The following is a 20,372-nucleotide window of genomic DNA, read 5'->3' as shown; positions in this document are numbered from 1 at the left end:
TCAACAAAAACAATCCACAATAAAAAACCGTTTTGCGGCTGTTTTCCGGAAAACAGGCCAAAAACAGAGGCAGCACAAAGGTTGTATTCCGCAATGTGCAGGAGATTTCTTATTTTGAGCATCGGTTACAAATGTTTGTTCCTATTTCTGCCATGTTGCACGCCCCGCTCAAGATTGACATCCACACGCATATTCTGCCCGAGAAATGGCCAGACCTGCGCGAGCGGTACGGCTACGGCGGTTTTGTGCGGCTGGAGCACCACAAGCCCTGCTGTGCCCGCATGATGAAAGATGACCGCTTCTTCCGGGAGATCCAGGACAACAGCTGGGACCCCGAGGTGCGGCTCAAGGAGTGCGGCCACCACGGCGTGCACGTGCAGGTGCTGAGCACGGTGCCGGTCATGTTCAGTTACTGGGCCAAGCCCGAACACACCTGGGACCTCTCTAAAATCCTGAACGACCATATTGCCGGCGTAGTGGCCCGTTACCCCACGCGCTTTGTGGGGCTGGGCACGCTGCCCATGCAGGACACCGAACTGGCCATTAAGGAACTGGAGCGCTGCGTAAAGGAGCTGGGTCTGGTTGGCGTGCAGATTGGCTCTAACGTGAACAACACCAACCTGGACGACCCCTCGCTCTTCCCCATTTTTGAAGCCGCCGCTGACTTGGGTGCCGCCGTGTTTGTGCACCCCTGGGACATGATGGGCGAGAAGAAGATGCGCAAGTACTGGTTGCCCTGGCTGGTGAGCATGCCCGCCGAAACCTCCCGCGCTATCTGCTCTCTTATCTTCGGGGGCGTGCTGGAGCGCCTGCCGCACCTGCGGTTGGCGTTCGCCCACGGCGGAGGTTCTTTCCCGTTTACCATTGGCCGCATACAACACGGCTTTGACGTGCGCCCCGATCTTTGCGCCGTAGACAACCCTGTGCCCCCCAAGAACTACATTGGTAAATTCTGGATTGACTCGCTGGTGCACTGCCCCAATACCCTGGACTATGTGGTCAAGCAATTCGGCGCCGACAAAGTAGCCCTGGGCACCGACTACCCCTTCCCGCTAGGAGAACTGGAACCCGGTAAGCTCATTGAATCCATGCCCTACCCAGACGCCACCAAAGAACTGCTGCTAGGCGGTGCGGCCCTGCAATGGCTGGGGCTGGAGAAAGAACGCTTCCTGCAAGCGGTAAACAAAAAGGCGTAAGAAGCGGTTATCCCAAGCAAACCCAGCGGGCCGCACCTACCTTTCCCTGGTTCAAATTTTCAACTTCTGTGAGGCGAGAGCCTCAAGACACGCAAGTTTGATTTTGGGAATTGCTTAAAATAGTTAGAAGAATTGTCCGTGCTTAGATAAAAGCGTTTTAGGGCCGTTTTTCAGAAAACAGGCCCAAAACAGTAATTGCAGAAAAGAAGCCATCTAATAATATGGTTCTCTAACGCCTGTTAGGTAAATTAGCCAACTGAATTCATCTTAACGCATTCTTTTACTTCGCCTTCATGTCTTTTCAAAATACTCTCGCCTACGCCCAGGAGCAAGACCACGCTGACCCGCTACGCTATTTCAAAGAGCATTTCCATATTCCGCAGCACAACGGCAAAGACACCGTGTACCTGTGCGGCAACTCGTTGGGGCTGCAGCCTAAGTCGGCTAGAGCGGCCCTGGAAGAGGAAATGACCAAATGGGCCGAGTTGGGCGTGGAAGGCCATTTCAAGGGCGATAATCCCTGGTTTACGTACCACAAGCCGCTGTCTGAGCTGTCTGCCGCCTTGGTAGGCGCCAAGCCCGAAGAAGTGGTGATCATGAACCAACTCACCGTGAACTTGCACCTCATGCTGGTGTCTTTTTATCGGCCGGAGGGCAAGCGGTTTAAGATTTTAACCGAGGCCGGTGCTTTTCCTTCAGACCAGTACGCCCTGGAAACCCAGGCGAAGTTCCATGGTTACCACCCAGACGAGGCCATTCTAGAGATAGCCCCGCGCGAAGGCGAAAGCACCTGGCGCACCGAGGATATCCTGGCCGCCATTGCCGAGCACAAAGACGAGTTGGCGCTGGTCATGTTGAGTGGCGTGCATTACTATACCGGCCAGGTGTTTGACATGGCCGCCATTACCCAGGCGGCCCACGCAGCCGGCGTGCCCTGCGGCTTTGACCTGGCCCACGCCGCCGGTAACGTGCCTATGCAACTGCATGACTGGGACGTGGACTTTGCCGTGTGGTGTACCTATAAATACCTGAACTCGGGACCGGGCGGCACCTCTGGCGTATTTGTGCATGAGCGTCACGCCCAAAATAATGACCTGCCCCGTTTTGCAGGCTGGTGGGGCCATGACCAGGCTCAGCGGTTCCAGATGAAAAAGGGGTTCATTCCCATGGCCGGGGCCGAAGGCTGGCAAGTATCCAATGGACAGATTTTGCCCATGGCCGTGCACAAGGCTTCGTTACAGATCTTCGCCGATGCCGGAATAGAAAAGCTGCGGGCCAAAAGCGAGAAACTGACTGGCTACCTGGAGTTCCTGATTAAAGAGCTGAATCAGCCCAAAGAGCTGCTGGAAATCATTACCCCGGCAGACCCGGCGGCCCGTGGCTGCCAGCTTTCCTTGCTGGTGAACCAGAACGGCCGGCAACTGTTTGACACGCTCATGGCCAATGGCTTTATCCTGGACTGGCGCGAGCCCAACGTGATTCGGGTGGCGCCCACGCCGCTCTACAATACCTTTGAAGACGTGTACCGGTTCGGGCAGTTTCTGACGGCGCATTTTCAGAAGTAACAGTAGCAGATCAGCTAAAAGAGATAGTTTTCGTTTTACAAAAGGCCGCTTCTAAGAGAGTGGCCTTTTTGCTTTCCGAAAGTAATTAGGTAGCGGTTTTGAGGGGGAATATACGTCTCTATTAGGCGCAGAGATAAGCATAGGCCCGGAAAGTAGCTGTAATACAGCAATTAAGGATAGCCGAAAAGATGGCCAAGAGAAACTTGTTTCCGTATGACCCTTCGTATTTATACTAGAAAGCCCTCGCCTCTGGCGATGGTTTCTGTCTTTTTATGAGTTTATATCTAATCGTTTTTGTGGTGATTGGGGCTTCGGCCCTGGCCATGGCCTGGTTACCAAAGTGGCTGGAAAGGTTCTCTTTCTCCTATAGCATTGTGTTTGTGGCGCTGGGGTATCTGCTGTACATGCTGCCGCTGGGTCTGCCCGAGCCCGACCCCCTGCGGGAGAATGAGGCGGCCCTCAGGCTCTCAGAGATCTGCGTCATTATCACCCTCATGGGTACCGGCATCAAGATCAACCGCCGGTTCACGCTTAAGAACTGGGCGGTACCGTTCAGGTTGGTGAGCTGGACCATGTTACTGTGTATTGCGGCTATGGCGTTCATGGGGTGGTGGTGGCTGGGTCTATCACTGGCCTCGGCGTTGCTACTGGGCGCGGCCATGGCCCCCACAGACCCCGTACTGGCCGCCGATGTGCAGGTAGGTCCGCCCAGTGATGAGGTGGAGGACCACGCCCGCTTTTCCCTTACCGCCGAGGCGGGCCTGAATGACGGCATGGCGTTCCCGTTTACCTGGCTGGCGATCGCCTTGGCAATTCATGGGGTAGAGCCCACTGAGTGGCTGGGCAGGTGGTTGGCCTATGACCTCTTGTACCGCATTGTGGCCGGCGTAGCCATGGGGTATCTCATGGGGAGGCTGCTGGCGTACCTGCTCTTTAGACTGCCCAAGCAAACCCGCTTCCCAGAGACCCATGACGGCTTTGTGGCCATTGCGGCCACGCTGCTGGTGTACGGCCTCTCTGAGATGATCCATGGCTACGGGTTTATTGCCGTGTTCATAACCGGGCTTACCATCAAGAATATTGAGCGCGACTATGAATACCACCGCGAGCTGCATGATTTCACAGACCAGATAGAGCGTATCTTGCTAGTAGTGGTGCTGCTCTTGTTTGGCGGTAGCGTGGCCCGCGGGCTCCTGGATTCCCTTACCTGGCAGGGTGCGGTGGCCGGGGGCATTTTTGTATTAGTCATTCGGCCCGTGGCCGGCATGCTGGGGTTATGGGGGACAAAAATACCGCTACGCGAGAAATGGGTGATCAGCTTCTTCGGGATACGGGGGATTGGCTCTATTTTTTACCTGTCCTTTGGCCTGCAGGAAGCAAAATTTGCGGAGCCGGACCAGATCTGGTCTATTGCTGGTTTTATCATCTTGCTGTCTGTGCTTGTGCACGGCATTCTGGCTACTCCTGCCATGAACTACATTGACAAGCGGCGCACCCCCAGCGATCTGAAAGTGAAGTAACCTTAGAAAAGAAGGCCGTTACCAGGTTTTGCGTTTTAAGCCCGTTTTCCTGAAACCTGCCCCAAACCAGTTTCCCTATGGATCTTTCTTCTGATTTCCGGCAACAGCACAGTGCACAACGGTTGCGCATGCCAGACGCAGAGGTGTACTTGCTCAAAGAATTTCTTTCCGGCCCCGCTGCCGAGGCGCTTTTTGCAGTGTTAGAAGCCAAGGCGGCCTGGAAGCAGGAAAAGATAAAGCTGTTTGGCAAACAGATAGACCAACCCCGGCTCACGGTCTGGTACGCAGATGCGGGCAAAGCCTACACCTACTCGGGGCTCACCTGGGAGCCATTGCCCTGGCTGCCTGAACTAAGTGAGGTAAGAAAGAATTTGGAAAGCTTGACCGGCACCTTCTTTAACAGCGTCCTGCTCAACCTCTACCGCCACGGCCAAGACAGCATGGGCTGGCATTCAGATGACGAACCAGAACTAGGCCAAAACCCCACCATTGCGTCTTTGACTCTAGGCCAGGAACGAAGCTTCCATTTCCGGCACCGCACCCAACCAGAGCTTAAACACAAACTCATCTTACCTTCAGGAAGTCTCTTGTTGATGGCCAGTGAGACACAGCATCATTGGCAACACCAAGTCCCCAAATCAGCTAAGCCTCTGGAGCCAAGGATTAACCTCACGTTTAGGTTTATTGAGTGAGATTTAATGAGTGAATGAGATTTAATGAGTGATTGAATGATTGAGAGAATAAAGTGACTCGCCACTCTTCTGTCATCCTGAAAGGACCTTGTGGGCGAACTGTAATGACGTTTGAATAGAGGTTTAGAAGGGAGAAAAAACTTCCGCCCCATAGAAGGTTCACTTTAGCACATTCACTCAATCATTCAATCAAAATTCTAAAAAAGTCTGGTACACCCCGCTCATCTTGGCCTCATGCTCCAGAAGCCATTTCTTGCGCCAGAGCCCGCCGGCGTAGCCTACCAGTTCCCCTTTGGCGCCTATCACGCGGTGGCAGGGCACCAGCACCAGCCAGGGATTAGCACCGTTGGCCACCCCCACGGCCCTAACCGCCCCGGGGTTATCAAAGCGTTTGGCCAGCCCTAGGTAGGTTTCCGTTTTGCCGGGAGCAATCTGCTGCAACGCCTGCCACACCTGCTGCTGGAAGGGTGTTCCCTGCGGGTGCAAGGGTACATCAAAGGTCTGGCGGGTACCGGCAAAATATTCCTCTAATTGGGTAGCCGCCAGTTGCAGGCAAGGCGGCAGGTGCGCGGTGTCCGTTTCAAGCTCATTTTCCGGAAAACAGGCCGAAACCAGGTGGCTTTCCGTAGAGGTTAGTCGTAGGGTGCCAAGCGGCGAGACCAGGTGATGGACAAAGAGAGGCAAAGGAGCGGCCATGGTGCGGGTTTTTCACGAAATTTAACCAAGTTTACCGCTTGTAACCGTAAAACGCAGTATTTTTTGGTAGCTACTGCGCCAGAAGCAGGATCATAACCGCATATTCATGGAAAAAAACACCCAGTTAAGTGTCATGGGCGGTGGCTTGGTAGGCTGCCTGCTTTCTTTGTATCTGGCCAAGCAGGGCTACCGGGTAGATGTGTATGAGCGGCGGCCCGACCTGCGGCGCACCGACATCCCCGCCGGGCGCTCCATCAACCTGGCCCTGAGTGACCGCGGCTGGCGCGCGCTGGAAACCATCGGTATTTCGGAAGACATCAAGAAAGTGGCTATTCCCATGTACCGCCGGGTCATGCATGACAAAAGCGGGCACCTTTCCTTTCAGCCGTACGGGCAAGAGGGGCAGGCCATCTACTCCGTGTCACGCGGCGGCCTGAACCAGGCCCTATTAGACCTAGCCGAGGCCCAGCCAACCATCTCGCTCCATTTTCAGCAGCAGGTATTGGAGGTAGAGGTGGCGTCTAATAAAGTAACCATGCTGGACAACAGCGCCGGCCAGGAGTACCAGATCACGCCAGATGTGATCTTTGCCGCAGACGGCGCGTTCTCTATGGTGCGGCTCTCGCTCCAGAAGACAGACCGGTTCAACTATGAGCAAAGCTACTTGGACTACGGCTACAAAGAGCTCTCCATTCCGGCCGCGGCCGATGGCAGCTGGCAGCTGGAGAAAAACGCACTGCACATCTGGCCCCGCGGCCAGTACATGATGATTGCCCTGCCCAACATAGACGGCTCCTTTACCTGCACGCTGTTCTTTCCCTTTGAAGGAGATCCCTCTTTCCAGTCGCTTAAGACCGAGGCCCAGGTGCATGGTTTTTTCCAGGAGATTTTCCCCGATGTGACGGCGCTCATGCCCGAGCTGGCGCAGGAGTTCTTTGAGAACCCCACCGGCTCCTTAGTCACGGTGAAATGCTTCCCGTGGAGCAATGCCGGCAAGATCCTGCTCTTAGGCGATGCCGCCCACGCCATTGTGCCCTTCTATGGCCAGGGCATGAACGCCGGCTTTGAAGACTGTACCGTGCTGCGCGGCCTGCTGGAAGAGCACCAGGGCGAGTGGGAAACCATTTTCAAGACGTTTCAGGAAGTGCGCAAACCCAACACAGACGCCATCGCGGACCTGGCCGTCTATAACTTTATTGAGATGCGGGACAAAGTAGCCGACCCACGGTTTCTGCTCCAGAAGAAAATAGAGTCTAAAATAACCGCTCAATACCCAGATGCCTGGTTACCTTTGTATTCCATGGTCACCTTTTCCCCAGATTTACCGTATTCCCAGGCACTGGCCAACGGGCAGCGGCAGGAAGAGATGATGCGTCAGTTAATGGAATATATCCAGACGGAGGAAGATTATGACCGGCCCGAGGTGCAGGCCTTCCTGCAGGAAAACCTTGCCTAGCGCTTTCCTGTTTCTGGCCCGTTTTCCGGAAAAGAGACCCAAAACGCCATTGCCGCCCTTGGAAGTCCTTTGACGGATTGTAGCTGAAGAGAAGAAACGATACATGATATTTTCCCGCTTAAAAGATTATTACCTGGCGCTGGGGTCCTTCATCTTGGTGTTGGGCATTACCCTGTACGCCTACTATATCTCCAGGGCCAATGACCAGGCCGAGGACAAGCAACTTTTTGAGATTAGAAAGGTGCAGATAAAGGGCACGCTGGAACGGCGCATGGGCTATTACCTGCAGATCCTGAAAGGGGTGAACGGGCTTTTTGCCGCCTCAGACACCGTTACCCGCCGTGATTTTCAGCAGTACCTGAGCACCCTGCAGGTAACGGCCAATTACCCGGGCGTGCAGGGCATCGGCTTTGCCGTGATGGTGGCCCCTGAGAACTTGCCCTCTTTAGAGAGACGCATACGCGCCGAAGGCTTCCCGGATTTCCAGGTGCGGCCAGCGGGTCCCCGCGTAGAATATTCCTCCATTATTTTCATAGAGCCCATGAACGCGCAGAACAAGCGCGCCTTCGGGTTTGACATGTTCAATGAGCCCATCAGGCGCGAGGCCATGGAGGCCGCCCGCGACTTTAACCTGCCCGCCATGACTGGCATGGTGAAACTGGAGCAGGAAGGCAAGACCAATGTGCAGCCGGGGTTATTGATCTACATGCCCGTGTACTTTGGGGGCGTAGACCCGGTAGACCTAACGGAGCGCAGAAAACGGCTGAAAGGGTTTGTGTACGCGCCCTTCAGGGCCCTGGACCTTTTCAATAACACCATAGGCAAAGACTTTTCAGATGTAAGCGTCGCTATCTATGACGGCAAAGACATAAAACCAGAGGCCCTGCTGTATAGCAACGAAGCCACAAGCACCGAGAAGCTGGACAGCAGCGGAAAACTGCTGGTAGCCAAAGACGTTGTGCGCATAGCCGGCCGTACCTGGACCGTCCATTACCAGGCCAACCGCACCTTCTCCAACCAACCGGGCCTGGACGAGCACAACCTTATCCTGCTGGGTGGCGGGATCATCAGCTTGCTGATCTTCTTTGTGATCTGGTCTTTGCAGCGGTACCTGCTCTCTAACAAACTCACCAACCTGATCACCAGAAACACCACGGCCGGTATTTTCATGCTGGATGACCGCGGCTACTGCACCTTCCAGAATCCCGGAGCAGAGCGCCTGCTGGGCTACTCCATGGAGGAGCTCAAGGAAAAACCGTTGTATGAGCTGGTGCACCAAGGGCACGAACCGGGCAACCTGGCCCCCGAACTGGTGTCACAGCGGGCCTTCTCTTTTGAGGATTCTTTCCTGCGCCGTGACGGCACCAGCATTCCGGTTTCCTGCGCCACCCGTTTTGTGAAGCAGGGCGGCGAGGTAGTGGGCCATATTCTGGAGGTGCGCGACGTGACCGAGGAGAAACGCGCCCAAAAAGCGATGCTGGAAAGCGAGGCCCGTTTCCGGAACATGGCCGACAGCGCCCCGGTGATGATCTGGATCACAGACCAGGAAAACAACTGCCTCTACATTAACCGCCAGTGGCTCAAATTCACCGGCTCTACCCTGGATGATAACCTGGGCAAGGGCTGGGAGAAGTTTTTCCACCCCGAAGACGCGCCGCGCATAGCCCAGGTGTACCAGCGGGCGCATGAGGCCCGGGAAGAATTCAAGATAGAGTACCGCCTGCGCCGCGAAGACGGCACCTACCGGGGCGTCATGGCCTCCGGTATTCCGCGCTTCAGCGCCGAGGGTGATTTTATGGGCTACATCGGCTCTGCCATTGACATTAGTGACCGCATTAAAATGGAGCGGAAACTGAAGCAAAGCGCTGATACCCTGCAGAAGATCTTCATGCAGGTGCCCGCCATCGTGGGGCTGGTGAGGACCAAGGACCTCACCTACACCCTGGTGAACGCCTACTTAAGCAACCTCTATGGGGGCAAGGCGCAGGTAGGCACCGTCGCCACGGAGTCACTGCACCCGTCACGGCGTGAGAAGTTCAGGCAGGCCATTGCGCGCATAGTGGAAACCGGAAAGCCGTATATTGGCCAGGAAGTGCCCATCCCGTTTGAGCAACCTGGGGGCCAGGAAGAAGTGCGGTATTTCAATATGGTGTATGAGCCCATCTTTAGCGGCAGCGGCAAAGTGGAGTCTGTCCTGACGTTTGCCGTGGAGGTAACCGAGCAGGTGAAAAGCCGCGAGCAGCTCTCTTACATCAATGAGGAGCTGAACAACAAAAACAACGAGCTCATCAGGATCAACAATGACCTGGACAGCTTCGTGTACACGGCTTCACATGATCTGCGCTCGCCGCTGGCCAACCTGGAGGGGCTCACCGCCGCCCTGCTGGAAAGCTATGAGGAGAAGGAAGAGAAGACCGAAGAGCAGTTGCTGCTGCAGATGGTAGCCTCTTCCATTACCAAGCTCAAGGGTACCATCCATGACCTCACCGAGATCACCAAGGTGCAGAAAGACCTGGACTCGCAAGCAGAGGTACTTTCTTTTGCCGAGGTGCTGGAAGGAGTAGAGGAGGACATTGCCCCTATGATCAAGGAGGCCGGCGTAGTGCTGGATACTTCCTTTGAAGTTCCTCAGCTGCGCTATGCCCGCAAGAACCTGCGCAGTATTCTCTACAACCTGGTGTCTAACGCCGTTAAGTACCGCAACCCAGAGGCCCCGCTAAAGGTGTCTGTGCATACCTACCGCGATAATGGGTTTGTGGTGCTCACCGTAGAAGACAATGGTTTGGGCATACGCGTAGACCAGCAGGAAAAATTGTTCACCATGTTCCGGCGTTTCCACTCGCACGTAGAAGGCACCGGCATTGGCCTGTACATTGTCAAGCGCATTATTGAAAACAACGGTGGCCGCATAGAGGTAAGCAGCGAGCCCGGCCGCGGCAGTAAGTTCACGGTTTACTTTAAAGAGGTAGCTTCCTGAGGAAGGAACAACCAAGAAAAGGCGAAACCCGTTTTGGGCCTGTTTTCCGGAAAACAGGCCCAAAACGGGTTTCGCATGTAAAGGGCTTTCTTCAGGTTATCTTGGCTTTCTTATCCCAGTAGCGGCAGGAAAATCTCGGGGTCTATCTTCTGGAGCATCTGTTCCACCTGCCGGCGGGTAAAGCGGCCATTGATCTGCAGCATGAGAAAGGAGTTGCCGTATTTGCGGTAGCCCACTATTTCCTGCACCTGCTCCTGGGCGGTGCGCATCCTGAACTGCAAGGCGCCCGGGTTATCCAGAACCACCGGCAGGTTCTCGTAGTTTTCTTTGGTCAATACCTGGTCCAGTTCCTGGGTAAGGCCGTGGTCCAGCAGCCGCTGTGCCTTTCGGTTGGTGGGCGTGAACGACAGCACCCGCATAGAGGTGATGTTGGCCAGGGCGGCCCGCACGGTGGTATCCGCGTCTTTGGGCAGGAGGTAGCGGGTCACCAACCCCACGGGTAGCGTGGTGCCTTTAAAACCTGCCTCATTTTTATATTTCTGGTAAAAGTCTACCGTGGTTTGGGCCGGCGGCAGGTTGCTGGTGGTGCTGCAGCTTGGTAGCACATATAAAACAGCCATGACCAAGGCAAGCGCCCAACCAGGTAGAATAGCTTTAGGGGAGAAGCGGGAAGGAAGGTAGTGCATAAAAATTCTGTTTTTCCCCTGTTTTACGGAAAACAGCCTTGAAACGCTTGCTCGCCTTTGAAACAGAACTTGTATGACAACTAATGAACCTGAAAAAAAGAGCCTGGGGAAATACTGCTTATCCAGACAGCTTTCAACGTATGCTTTGCCCTTGTGAAAGCAGCTTGGTGACGAACGGCCATAGCGGTGAGCCACGGCTTTTCTGGCTCTTAAAACCCCTGCAAATGCAGCAGTAAAAGTCAAGCCTGTTTTTAGGAAAACGGGCCTGAAACAGGAAGAGCCCGCAATTGCGGGCTCTTCCTGTTGTCAAAATATAGTAGAAGGACTACTTGATGTTAGAGGCAACCCTTACGTTAGATATTTTACGGGCTTCTGCTTTCTCTTTCAAAGCCAGGGCACGCTCTTCGGCGGCCAGCTTTCTAGCTTCTTCTTTTTCTTTCATGGCCAACTTAGCCATTTTCTCTTTCTCTTTCATGGCCATGGCTTTCTCTTTCATGGCCGCTTTTTTCTCTTGCTCTTTCTCTTTCAAAGCAATGGCTCTTGCTTTCTCAGCTTCTTTTCTGGCGCTTTCTTTCTGGAACATAGCCTCATCAAGGGCGGCATATTTAGCATCCAGTTCCGCTTCGCGGGCTATTTGCTTTTGCTTGGCCAGTTCATTACGCTCTTTCTCTTTTTGCTTAGCCAGTTCTTTGCGTTCTTTTTCTTTCTCTTTCATCTGAGCAATGCGCTCTTTCTGAGTTTGAGTTGCACTTTGAGCAAAGGAAGTGCCTGATAACATGGCAAACATAAACACTAAAAGAAGTAGACGTGTTAGCATAGGATTTGAGTTATTTTGATGTTAGTTTGTTTGTTTGGTGTTGTAAATTAAAAGACATTTTTGGAACAATCCAAAATGTTAAGAAAAAAAATAATTTTAAAGTTAAGAATTTGTAAAATTTAAGGTCTGCTAATTCGTTCTAAGGGGTTAATATCCTCAGAATCAGGAAGGCCGTAGCCAATCTATACGGTAGTTTTTAGCCTTTGATTGGGTTTAAAGTGGGTTTTTATGAAAAAATTTATAAGCACCTGTGGTTTTGCCAAGTTTTATGAGCTAACCCTTTGCAAGTGAATATTTTCTGGCGGTGCCGTCAATGATTTAAGTGAGAGAAAAAGCAAATAATATTACAACATAGTTATATTGTAATGTTAAGATATTTGCGCAGGATCTTCCTTCCTGAAAACAGGCAGGAAAATTAGGATTATTTCCGAATAAATAAGGCAGGCACTTCAGGGGATCATGAAAGGTGCTGAGGGCAGAATAAGCCAGAAGAGAGAAATCTAGAATGCAGTCTGTTTGGCTTAGGCCCTCACCTGCGTTTTAAGCCTGATTTCTATAAAACAAGCCTAAAACAGAACTGCCCCGTTGCGGTTGGCAGCGAGGCAGTGTATGAACTAATAGGTACTACTAATACCTCCTTAAAAGTCTGCACTCTTAGGGTAGCGTGGGAAAGGAATCACGTCTCTGATATTGCCCATACCGGTCACAAACAAAAGCAGACGCTCAAAACCCAACCCGAAGCCGCTGTGCGGCACAGAACCAAAGCGGCGGGTATCCAGGTACCACGACATCTCCTTTTCAGGGATGTGCATTTCCTGCATGCGTTTCACCAGCTTCTCATAGTTGTCCTCGCGCTGCGAGCCGCCAATGATCTCGCCAATACCCGGGAACAACACGTCCATGGCGCGCACGGTCTGGTTGTCATCATTGAGCTTCATGTAGAAAGACTTGATGTCTTTAGGGTAGTTGGTCAAAATCACCGGTTTCTTGAAGTGCTTCTCTACCAGGTAGCGCTCGTGCTCACTCTGCAGGTCGGTGCCCCATTCCACTTTGTACTCAAACTTCTGCTTGGCGTCAATGAGAATGGCCACGGCCTCTGAGTAGGTCAGGCGCTGGAAATCGTTCTCCACCACAAAGGCCAGGCGGTCCAGCAGCTCCTTGTCATACATGTCGTTCAGGAACTGGAGGTCATCCGGGCAGTGGTCCAGGGCGTAGCGCACCAGGTAACGCAGGAAATCCTCGGCCAGGTCCATGTTATCTTCTAACTCATAGAAAGCCATCTCCGGCTCCACCATCCAGAATTCCGCCAGGTGGCGGCTGGTGTTGGAGTTCTCTGCCCTAAAGGTAGGGCCGAAGGTATAGATCTCAGACAGGGCCATGGCGCAAACCTCACCCTCCAGCTGACCAGAGACGGTCAGGTTAGTGGAGCGGCCAAAGAAATCCTCAGAGAAGTCAGGGGTACCTTCGTCGGTACGCGGTGGGTTGATGGGGTCCAGGGTGGTTACCCTGAACATCTGGCCCGCACCCTCGGCGTCTGAGGCTGTGATGATGGGCGTATGAATGTAAAAGAACCCGTTGTGGTTGAAATAGCGGTGAATGGCGTAGGCCATGGCATGCCGAATGCGCAGGACCGCGCCAAACGTGTTGGTGCGGGGGCGCAGGTGGGCAATCTCACGCAGGAACTCCAGCGAGTGGCCTTTCTTCTGCAGAGGGTAGGTCTCCGGGTCGGCGGTGCCTAATACTTCAATGGCTTTGGCCTGAATCTCTACGGTCTGGCCTTTGCCCTGGCTTTCCACCAACGTACCCAGCACAGAAACGCTTGCCCCGGTGGTAACGTCACGCAACCCCTCATCTGTGAACAGGGTCATGTCTGCCACCACCTGTATGTTGTTGATGGTAGAGCCGTCATTCACGGCAATAAAGGTGACGTACTTGTTGCCGCGCTTGGTGCGCACCCAACCTTTTACCAACACTTCCTGCCCGCTGGCGGGCGTCTTGAGCAATGCGTTTACTTTAATTCGTTTCATGTTGTTTCTCGTATCTGGTAGCACGTACCAGGTTGCACGTACTTTTCGCCTTTGCAAAAGTAAGCAGCAAGTAGCAAAAAATTAATTTAAAAGAAGAGTCTTGCTACCTGATACCTGCTACTTGCTGCCTCGCGCCCCGCCGCGATTAACCTTTTTTGCAAAGCGGTAGTAAAAAACCATAACTTTGGCCTAGTCCGCGCTTATAGGACCCGGTGCTTTGACCTATGCAGAGACTTGACTTAAAACAACTTTTATCGCAGAAGCTGTCGCCGCAGCAGATTCAGTTCATTAAACTGTTGCAGGTGCCTACCGCAGAATTGGAGGCCCGCATCAAAGAAGAGCTGGAGGTAAACCCTGCCCTGGAGGAAGGCGATACCGCCGATGAGCCTACCGACAACGATGATTCCAGCAGTGATGCCGATGACGATTTCGACAACACCGAGGATGACTTTGCCGAGGAGGAGGCCCGCCGCGACGACGATGACGTGAACATAGAGGACTACCTCAACGACGACGAGATTGCCGGCTACAAAATGCAGGGCGATGGTCCCGGCGAGGAAGAGGACCGCGAAATGCCCATCGCGTTCACCGGCTCCCTCACCGATGCCCTCATGGACCAGCTGGGGTTCCTGAACCTCAACGAGAAGCAATTGGCCATTGGCGAGCAGCTCATTGGCTCCATTGACCAGGACGGCTACATACGCCGTGACCTGCAGGCCATCTCCAATGACCTGGCCTTTTCCCAGAACATAGAAGCCTCTGAGCAGGAGATAGAAGACGTGCTGCGCCGCATACAGGCCTTTGACCCGCCCGGCATTGCCGCCCGTGACCTGCAGGAGTGCCTCTTGCTGCAACTGGAGCGCCGCGAGCCCGATGAGGTGACCGAGGTAGCCGAGCAAATCATTCAGGAGACCTTTGACGAGTTCACCAAGAAACACTACAGCAAGATACAGCAGAAGCTGGAACTGGAAGACCATGAGCTAAAGGCCGCCATTGACCTGATTCTCAAGCTCAACCCCAAGCCCGGCGGAACCGGCGGTGCCACCCGCATCCAGTACGTGATCCCAGACTTCATCATCACCAATGAAGACGGGCAACTGCAGCTTTCTTTGAATGCGCGTAACGCCCCAGACCTGCGCATTTCCCGCTCCTACGCCGATATGTTTGACGCCTATGACAAAAGCGCCAAAACCGACAAGAAACTCAAGGAGACGGTCACGTTTGTCAAGCAGAAACTGGATGCCGCCAAATGGTTTATTGATGCCATCAAGCAGCGCCAGAACACCTTGCTGCGTACCATGGAAGCCATTCTACGCCGCCAGTATGACTATTTCCTGGAAGGCGATGAGAGCAAGCTCAAGCCCATGATCCTCAAGGATATCGCCGAGGACATTGGCATGGATATCTCCACGGTGAGCCGGGTGGCCAACAGCAAAAGTGTGCAGACTGAGTTCGGGATCATTCCCTTAAAGTTCTTCTTCTCTGAGGGCATTGCCACCGATGCCGGCGAGGACGCCAGCAGCCGCGAGGTGAAATCCATTCTCAAAGACATTATTGAGGCCGAGAACAAGCGCAAGCCCCTCTCTGATGACAAGATTGAAAAGATGCTCAATGAGAAAGGCTATAACATTGCCCGCCGCACCGTGGCCAAGTACCGTGAGCAGCTCAATATCCCCGTGGCCCGCCTTCGCAAAGAACTATAGCTCGCGAAGCGAGCAATTAAGAATCAGGAATTAAGAATTTTATATAAGTATGATCAACGTAAGAGTGCCTGTAGATAACTGGAGTCAGCCCAACTGAGCGCCAAATCTTAATTATTAATTCTTAATTCTTAATTAATAAGTGAATCCTCGTCTCGCAACGGTGCTTTCCGTGCTTTTTCACCCGTTGCTGCTGCCCACCTACCTGTTTGTGCTGCTGCTGTACTACCTGCCGCCGGAGGTGTTTGCCTACCCGCCCGCAGGCCGGCGGCTGATTGTGGTGCTGGTGTTCATTCTCACATTTCTCTTGCCGGTGTTTGGTACGCTTATCCTGCAGCAGGCCGGATTTGTGGCCTCGCTCACCCTGGACGCCCGCACCGACCGCCGCTGGCCCCTGGCCGTGGCCGCCGTCTGCTACACAGTGCTCACGGTGCTGTTCTTCAGGATGTCTTTCTTTGATTACCTCTTCTGGATGATCATGGGCGTGATCACGGCCTCGGTATATCTTACCTTGGTGATTAATCAGTTCTGGAAAATAAGCGCGCACAGCATGGGATTGGGAGGGGTGCTGGGGTTGCTGGTGCTTCTGCACAGCTGGCTCCCCGAGACCTATCTGCTGTACCCGGTCATTGCGGTGCTGGTCATTAGTGGCGCCGTCATCTCCGCGCGCCTGGCCCTGGGGGCCCACACCACCAAGCAGGTCTATACCGGTTTCTTTCTGGGGTTTATGCTAGGCATCAGCCTTTGGGGCGTGGCTCTGTAATTCTGTTTTAAGGCCGTTTTTGCCAAAACAGGCCTAAAACGTACCCAAGACGGTACGGGCGGCGGGTTTGTGATTGATGCCAGATTTTAAGATATTGTACATGAAATTCCCCTTTGCTAACCCCATGCGCTTCAAGCTTTTATCTTTTTTCCTTTTCTTCTGCTTTTTGTTTGGTGCCACTTCCGGCGCGTGGGCGCAGGCCCCCAGAACCGAAGCGCAGGTGGTAAAGGATTTCCTGCGCTACCTGTCTGAGCAGGCCGGGCAGCATAACCGGGTAGACAAGACTATTCTTCCGGTTCCGCTGGCCGATGTTTATTTAAATGACTCGCTTCTGGCCAAGGTGAATTTCTCAGACGAGTCCAGGATCATGGCCCGGCAAGGGTGGTTTGGGGCGGGCCCAATGCTGAGGCTTGACTACAAGCTCTCCAAGCAGGACTTCGCGCACATCAAAAACCGCCTGAGAAAGCAAGATAAGTTTGAATGGACCCAAGAGGATTTCCCTGAGAACATCATGGTGCTTCAGCAGCTAAGCCTGGCCCCGGCCACCTATTACGCCTATTCTTACCCCATTGTGCTCCTCAAGAAAAACCTGGTGCTGGTAAAACGGCATTTCCACTCAGAGCGATCCGGCAGCCGCTGGACCTGCCTGGAAGTCTACCGCATCACCAAGCCCGGGCACTATCAACTGGAAAATTGCTACCTTAGAACAGACCGTTAGTAATTCTTTTCCCCATCAGGCTACTAATGAGAGAACCGGGGCGCCGGTGCTCTTTTTCATTCCCCATTCCACCACTACAAACAAACACACTCATGAACAAAGCGTTTTTAATTTTACTGGGCGCGTCCTTTCTGGCTTTGCCCGGGGTTGCCCAAACCGTAGAGCCCTTAGATGCGGCCGTGGTGGAGAAAATCCGCCAGGAAGGCCTCAATAAGTCTCAGGTAATGGACATTGCCTTCTACCTCACAGACGTGAACGGGCCCCGTCTTTCGGGCTCTACCGGGCTGGCCAAGGCCAACCAATGGGCCAAAGACAAGCTAACCTCCTGGGGATTGAAGAACGCCGTGATTGAGCCTTGGGGCACGTTCGGCAAAGGCTGGGAAGTAGAGAAATCCTACCTGGCGCTTACCAAGCCGTATTACCAGCCCATGATCGGGTCGCCCAAAGCCTGGACTCCCAGCACCAACGGCCCGGTAAAGGCGCAGGTAGTGCTGGTGAAAGCCGCCAAGGAAGAAGACCTTGCCCAATACGCGGGTAAACTCAAAGGCAAAGTGGTGATGATGGAAGTGACCACGCCTATCAAAACCACCTTCACGGCAGATGCCAGCCGCTACACAGACGAGCAACTGCAGAAATTAGCTGAGCCCACGCAGTCTACTGCCGGCCGTACGCCTATGACCGAGGAGCAGATGACCGCCATGCGCGCGCGCCGCGCCCTGGTAGGCAAGATGAGTGAGATGTTCCAGAAAGAAGGGGCGGTAGCCATGTTTAGCGGACGCAGTGGTTCGCATGGTACGTTCTTCACCAGCAACGGCGCCTCTTACGCGGTAGATGCCCAACCGGCGCTGCCTGAGTTTGAGATGGCCGCCGAGGACCTGGGCCGCATGAGCCGCCTACTGGCCGCCGGCATTCCGGTAGAGGTGGAGCTGGAAAGCAAAACCCGTTTCCTTACCGAAGACCCGCAGGGCTACAACGTGATAGCCGAAATTCCGGGCACCGACAAGAAACTGAAGTCTGAGATTGTGATGCTGGGCGGCCACATTGACTCCTGGCATGCCGCCACCGGGGCCACGGACAATGCCGCCGGGGTTGCCGTCATGATGGAAGCCGTACGCATTATCAAAGCCCTGAACCTGCAACCGAAACGCACCATTCGCATTGCCCTTTGGGGAGGCGAGGAGCAAGGCCTGTACGGTTCCCGCGGCTACGCCAAGAAACACCTGGGCGACCCTGCTACCATGAAACTACTACCGGAGCATGAGAAAATTGCCGGTTACTTCAACCTGGATAACGGCTCTGGCAAGATCAGAGGCATTTACACCCAGGGCAATGAGGCGGTAGCGCCGTTATTCAATGAGTGGATGAAACCGTTCAATGATTTGGGCGCCACCACCGTGACCAACCGCAACACCGGCGGCACCGACCACCTCTCTTTTGACGGCCTGGGTCTGCCCGGCTTCCAGTTTATTCAGGACGGCCTGGAGTACAACACCCGTACCCACCACACCAACATGGACACCTATGACCGCCTGCAGGCCGATGACCTGAAGCAAGCCTCCGTGATTGTGGCCAACTTTGTGTACCAAACCGCCATCCGGAAGGACAAGCTGCCCCGCAAGCCATTGCCAGCGCCTAGACCGCCGCAGTCATAAGCTGCTTTTATTTTGAATCTTATCGGCCTTTCTTCGGGTAATCTGGGGAAAGGCCGTTTTCATGTTGACACTATCAGAGATTAGCCGTTACTTTCACGGTGTCTTCTGTTTTAAGCCTGAAAAACCCAAAACAGCCCCAAACTAGCTTTCCTATGAAAAACCTCTGGTCCTTTCTTCTGTTGCCGGCGTTTGTGTTCCTCGCCCTGGGGTGTGATGCGCAGAACCTGCTGGTCAATAACATTGTGCCCAAACCGGTCTCCTTTACCGCTACCGGTGAAAAACCGGTGGAGATTGACAAGCACACCTTCATCATAGCCGATGCTAACTACCAGGAGCAGGCCGTGTATCTGCAGGAGTTGCTGCAGCACCAGATTGGCCTCAGGTTAGAGATTGCCACACCCCAGACCAAACTGGGCCGGCACACCAGAATCATGCTCTTGCATGACCCCATTGAAGCCAACCGCCCCGAGATGTACTGGCTGGAGGCCGGGGCACATTACATCAGGCTCAAGGCCCGTGACGTGCCGGGCATGGTGCACGGCATCCAGACGCTGTTGCAGTTGCTGCCGCTCAAGCAAGTGAAAGAAGTGCATTTGCCCACAGTGGAGATCAAAGACTACCCCAGGTTTGCGTACCGCGGCATGCACCTGGATGTGAGCCGGCATATCTTCCCCATGGCGTTCCTCAAGAAATACATTGACTACCTGGCGTTCCATAAGTTCAACAACTTCCATTGGCACTTAACAGATGACCAGGGCTGGCGCTTGGAGATCAAAAGCTACCCCAAACTCACCAGCGTAGGCGCCTGGCGAAACTCCACGCTTATTGGGCACTTCAAGGCCGAGCCCGCCCGCTATGACTCCACCCGCTACGGCGGCTTCTACACCCAGGATCAGGTGCGGGAAATCATCAAATACGCCGCCGTGCGGGGCATCAACGTCATCCCGGAGATTGATATTCCGGGGCACAGCCGGGCCATCATTGCCGCGTACCCCGAGTTCAGCACTAAGCCGGACTCGGCGTGGCAGGTGGCCAACACCTGGGGCATGTACAACCGGCAGAACAATGTGCTGGCGCCCAACCCCGCTACCTTTAAGTTCCTGGAGACCGTGTTTGGCGAGGTGGCAGACCTTTTTCCCTCTGAGTACATTCACCTGGGCGGCGATGAGTGCAGCAAGATCTGGTGGAAAGCCAGCCCCAGCACCCAAGAATTCATGAAGGCCAACGGGCTAAAAGACGAAAAAGAACTGCAGACCTATTTCATCAAAAAAGTATCTGGGTACCTGGCCGCTAAAAACAAGAAAACCATTGGCTGGCATGAGATTCTGGAGGGCGACTTGGACACCACAGCGGTCATCATGAACTGGCGCAGTGACCAGGAAGCGATTACGGCTGCCAAACGGCACCACCAAGTCATCATGACCCCGGGCAGCCCGCTGTATTTTGACGCCTACCAATCCAAAGACCCCAATGACAGCCTGGCCATTCATGGCTATAACCCGCTGGATGCCGTGTATAATTACAACCCGGTACCGGCAGAACTGAAGAAAGCCCGCCTGGACAAGTATATTCTAGGCGCCCAGGGCAACGTCTGGACCGAGTACATGGAAACCCCGTCTAAGGTGGAGTACATGGTCTTCCCGCGCATGACCGCCCTCAGTGAGGTGCTCTGGACAGACCCAGCCAAGAAAGACTATGCAGACTTTAAAAGAAGGCTCAAGGGTTTTATCTTGCCCCGGTATGCGTTCTGGGGCAGCGGCTACTTTAAAGACTTTGAGCAGTGGACCGTGGCAGACAAATAAATGCCTTCCCCGATGTTAGCTAAGTAGATACTATTCTGGCTTCCACGGCGTTATAAAAAAAACGGATGACGGGCCGTGCGTATACCTGCTTATGGTGATTGGGGG

The 20,372-nt window shown here is 53.9% G+C and carries 15 protein-coding genes; 11 read left to right on the top strand and 4 right to left on the bottom strand.

Going from position 1 to position 20,372, the window contains the following annotated elements; translation table 11 throughout:
• Positions 1 to 131 precede the first annotated feature (131 nt).
• From TH63_RS16280 to TH63_RS16265, 4 genes are all read left to right on the top strand, one after another.
• Positions 132 to 1,196 (top strand): amidohydrolase family protein, encoded by a 1,065-nt coding sequence (locus TH63_RS16280; RefSeq protein WP_197088577.1) that lies wholly within the window; start codon positions 132 to 134, stop codon positions 1,194 to 1,196.
• A 293-nt stretch (positions 1,197 to 1,489) separates the two neighbouring features.
• Positions 1,490 to 2,761, top strand: coding sequence for a kynureninase (gene kynU, locus TH63_RS16275; protein ID WP_048921879.1), 1,272 nt, complete (start codon positions 1,490 to 1,492; stop codon positions 2,759 to 2,761).
• 272 nt (positions 2,762 to 3,033) lie between these two features.
• Complete coding sequence (locus TH63_RS16270; RefSeq protein WP_048921878.1) at positions 3,034 to 4,281, top strand: cation:proton antiporter; 1,248 nt, start codon at positions 3,034 to 3,036, stop codon at positions 4,279 to 4,281.
• Between the two features lie 77 nt (positions 4,282 to 4,358).
• Positions 4,359 to 4,973, top strand: a complete 615-nt coding sequence (locus TH63_RS16265; RefSeq protein WP_048921877.1) for an alpha-ketoglutarate-dependent dioxygenase AlkB family protein — start codon at positions 4,359 to 4,361, stop codon at positions 4,971 to 4,973.
• 189 nt (positions 4,974 to 5,162) lie between these two features.
• Here TH63_RS16265 and TH63_RS16260 read toward each other — a convergent pair whose 3' ends face one another.
• Complete coding sequence (locus TH63_RS16260) at positions 5,163 to 5,669, bottom strand: methylated-DNA--[protein]-cysteine S-methyltransferase (RefSeq protein WP_048921876.1); 507 nt, start codon at positions 5,667 to 5,669, stop codon at positions 5,163 to 5,165.
• Positions 5,670 to 5,775: 106 nt separating this feature from the next.
• Here TH63_RS16260 and TH63_RS16255 point away from each other — a divergent pair, with 106 nt between their 5' ends.
• Positions 5,776 to 7,125: an FAD-dependent oxidoreductase gene (locus tag TH63_RS16255; protein ID WP_048921875.1), complete on the top strand. Its 1,350-nt coding sequence runs from the start codon at positions 5,776 to 5,778 to the stop codon at positions 7,123 to 7,125.
• Between the two features lie 103 nt (positions 7,126 to 7,228).
• A complete protein-coding gene (locus tag TH63_RS16250; RefSeq protein ID WP_048921874.1) occupies positions 7,229 to 10,102 on the top strand; it encodes a CHASE domain-containing protein in 2,874 nt (957 codons plus the stop codon).
• A 110-nt stretch (positions 10,103 to 10,212) separates the two neighbouring features.
• Here TH63_RS16250 and TH63_RS16245 read toward each other — a convergent pair whose 3' ends face one another.
• The 3 genes from TH63_RS16245 to asnS form a co-directional block, all read right to left on the bottom strand.
• The gene (locus tag TH63_RS16245) at positions 10,213 to 10,788 is read right to left on the bottom strand and encodes a DUF4252 domain-containing protein (protein WP_048921873.1); all 576 of its coding nucleotides are present in this window, start codon (positions 10,786 to 10,788) and stop codon (positions 10,213 to 10,215) included.
• A gap of 325 nt (positions 10,789 to 11,113) precedes the next feature.
• Positions 11,114 to 11,503 carry a cell envelope integrity protein TolA gene (locus TH63_RS16240; RefSeq protein WP_156180662.1) on the bottom strand — a complete coding sequence of 130 codons (390 nt, stop codon included), beginning with the start codon at positions 11,501 to 11,503 and terminating at the stop codon, positions 11,114 to 11,116.
• Positions 11,504 to 12,243: 740 nt separating this feature from the next.
• Positions 12,244 to 13,632 (bottom strand): asparagine--tRNA ligase, encoded by a 1,389-nt coding sequence (gene asnS / locus TH63_RS16235; RefSeq protein WP_048921871.1) that lies wholly within the window; start codon positions 13,630 to 13,632, stop codon positions 12,244 to 12,246.
• Between the two features lie 224 nt (positions 13,633 to 13,856).
• Here asnS and rpoN point away from each other — a divergent pair, with 224 nt between their 5' ends.
• The 5 genes from rpoN to TH63_RS16210 all read left to right on the top strand — a co-directional run bounded on the left by rpoN (position 13,857) and on the right by TH63_RS16210 (position 20,267).
• On the top strand, positions 13,857 to 15,335 hold the full coding sequence (gene rpoN / locus TH63_RS16230; protein ID WP_048921870.1) for an RNA polymerase factor sigma-54: 1,479 nt from the start codon (positions 13,857 to 13,859) through the stop codon (positions 15,333 to 15,335).
• A gap of 139 nt (positions 15,336 to 15,474) precedes the next feature.
• Complete coding sequence (locus TH63_RS16225) at positions 15,475 to 16,095, top strand: hypothetical protein (RefSeq protein WP_076606512.1); 621 nt, start codon at positions 15,475 to 15,477, stop codon at positions 16,093 to 16,095.
• A 100-nt stretch (positions 16,096 to 16,195) separates the two neighbouring features.
• Positions 16,196 to 16,813, top strand: a complete 618-nt coding sequence (locus TH63_RS16220; RefSeq protein WP_048921868.1) for a hypothetical protein — start codon at positions 16,196 to 16,198, stop codon at positions 16,811 to 16,813.
• Positions 16,814 to 16,905: 92 nt separating this feature from the next.
• Positions 16,906 to 18,465 carry a M28 family metallopeptidase gene (locus TH63_RS16215; protein WP_048921867.1) on the top strand — a complete coding sequence of 520 codons (1,560 nt, stop codon included), beginning with the start codon at positions 16,906 to 16,908 and terminating at the stop codon, positions 18,463 to 18,465.
• Between the two features lie 152 nt (positions 18,466 to 18,617).
• A complete protein-coding gene (locus TH63_RS16210; RefSeq protein ID WP_048921866.1) occupies positions 18,618 to 20,267 on the top strand; it encodes a beta-N-acetylhexosaminidase in 1,650 nt (549 codons plus the stop codon).
• Positions 20,268 to 20,372 lie beyond the last annotated feature (105 nt).

Source organism: Rufibacter radiotolerans (genome assembly GCF_001078055.1).
GTDB lineage: Bacteria > Bacteroidota > Bacteroidia > Cytophagales > Hymenobacteraceae > Nibribacter > Nibribacter radiotolerans.
The sequence above is the reverse complement of the archived record's forward strand: the minus strand, read 5'-3'. Positions and strand labels throughout refer to the sequence as shown.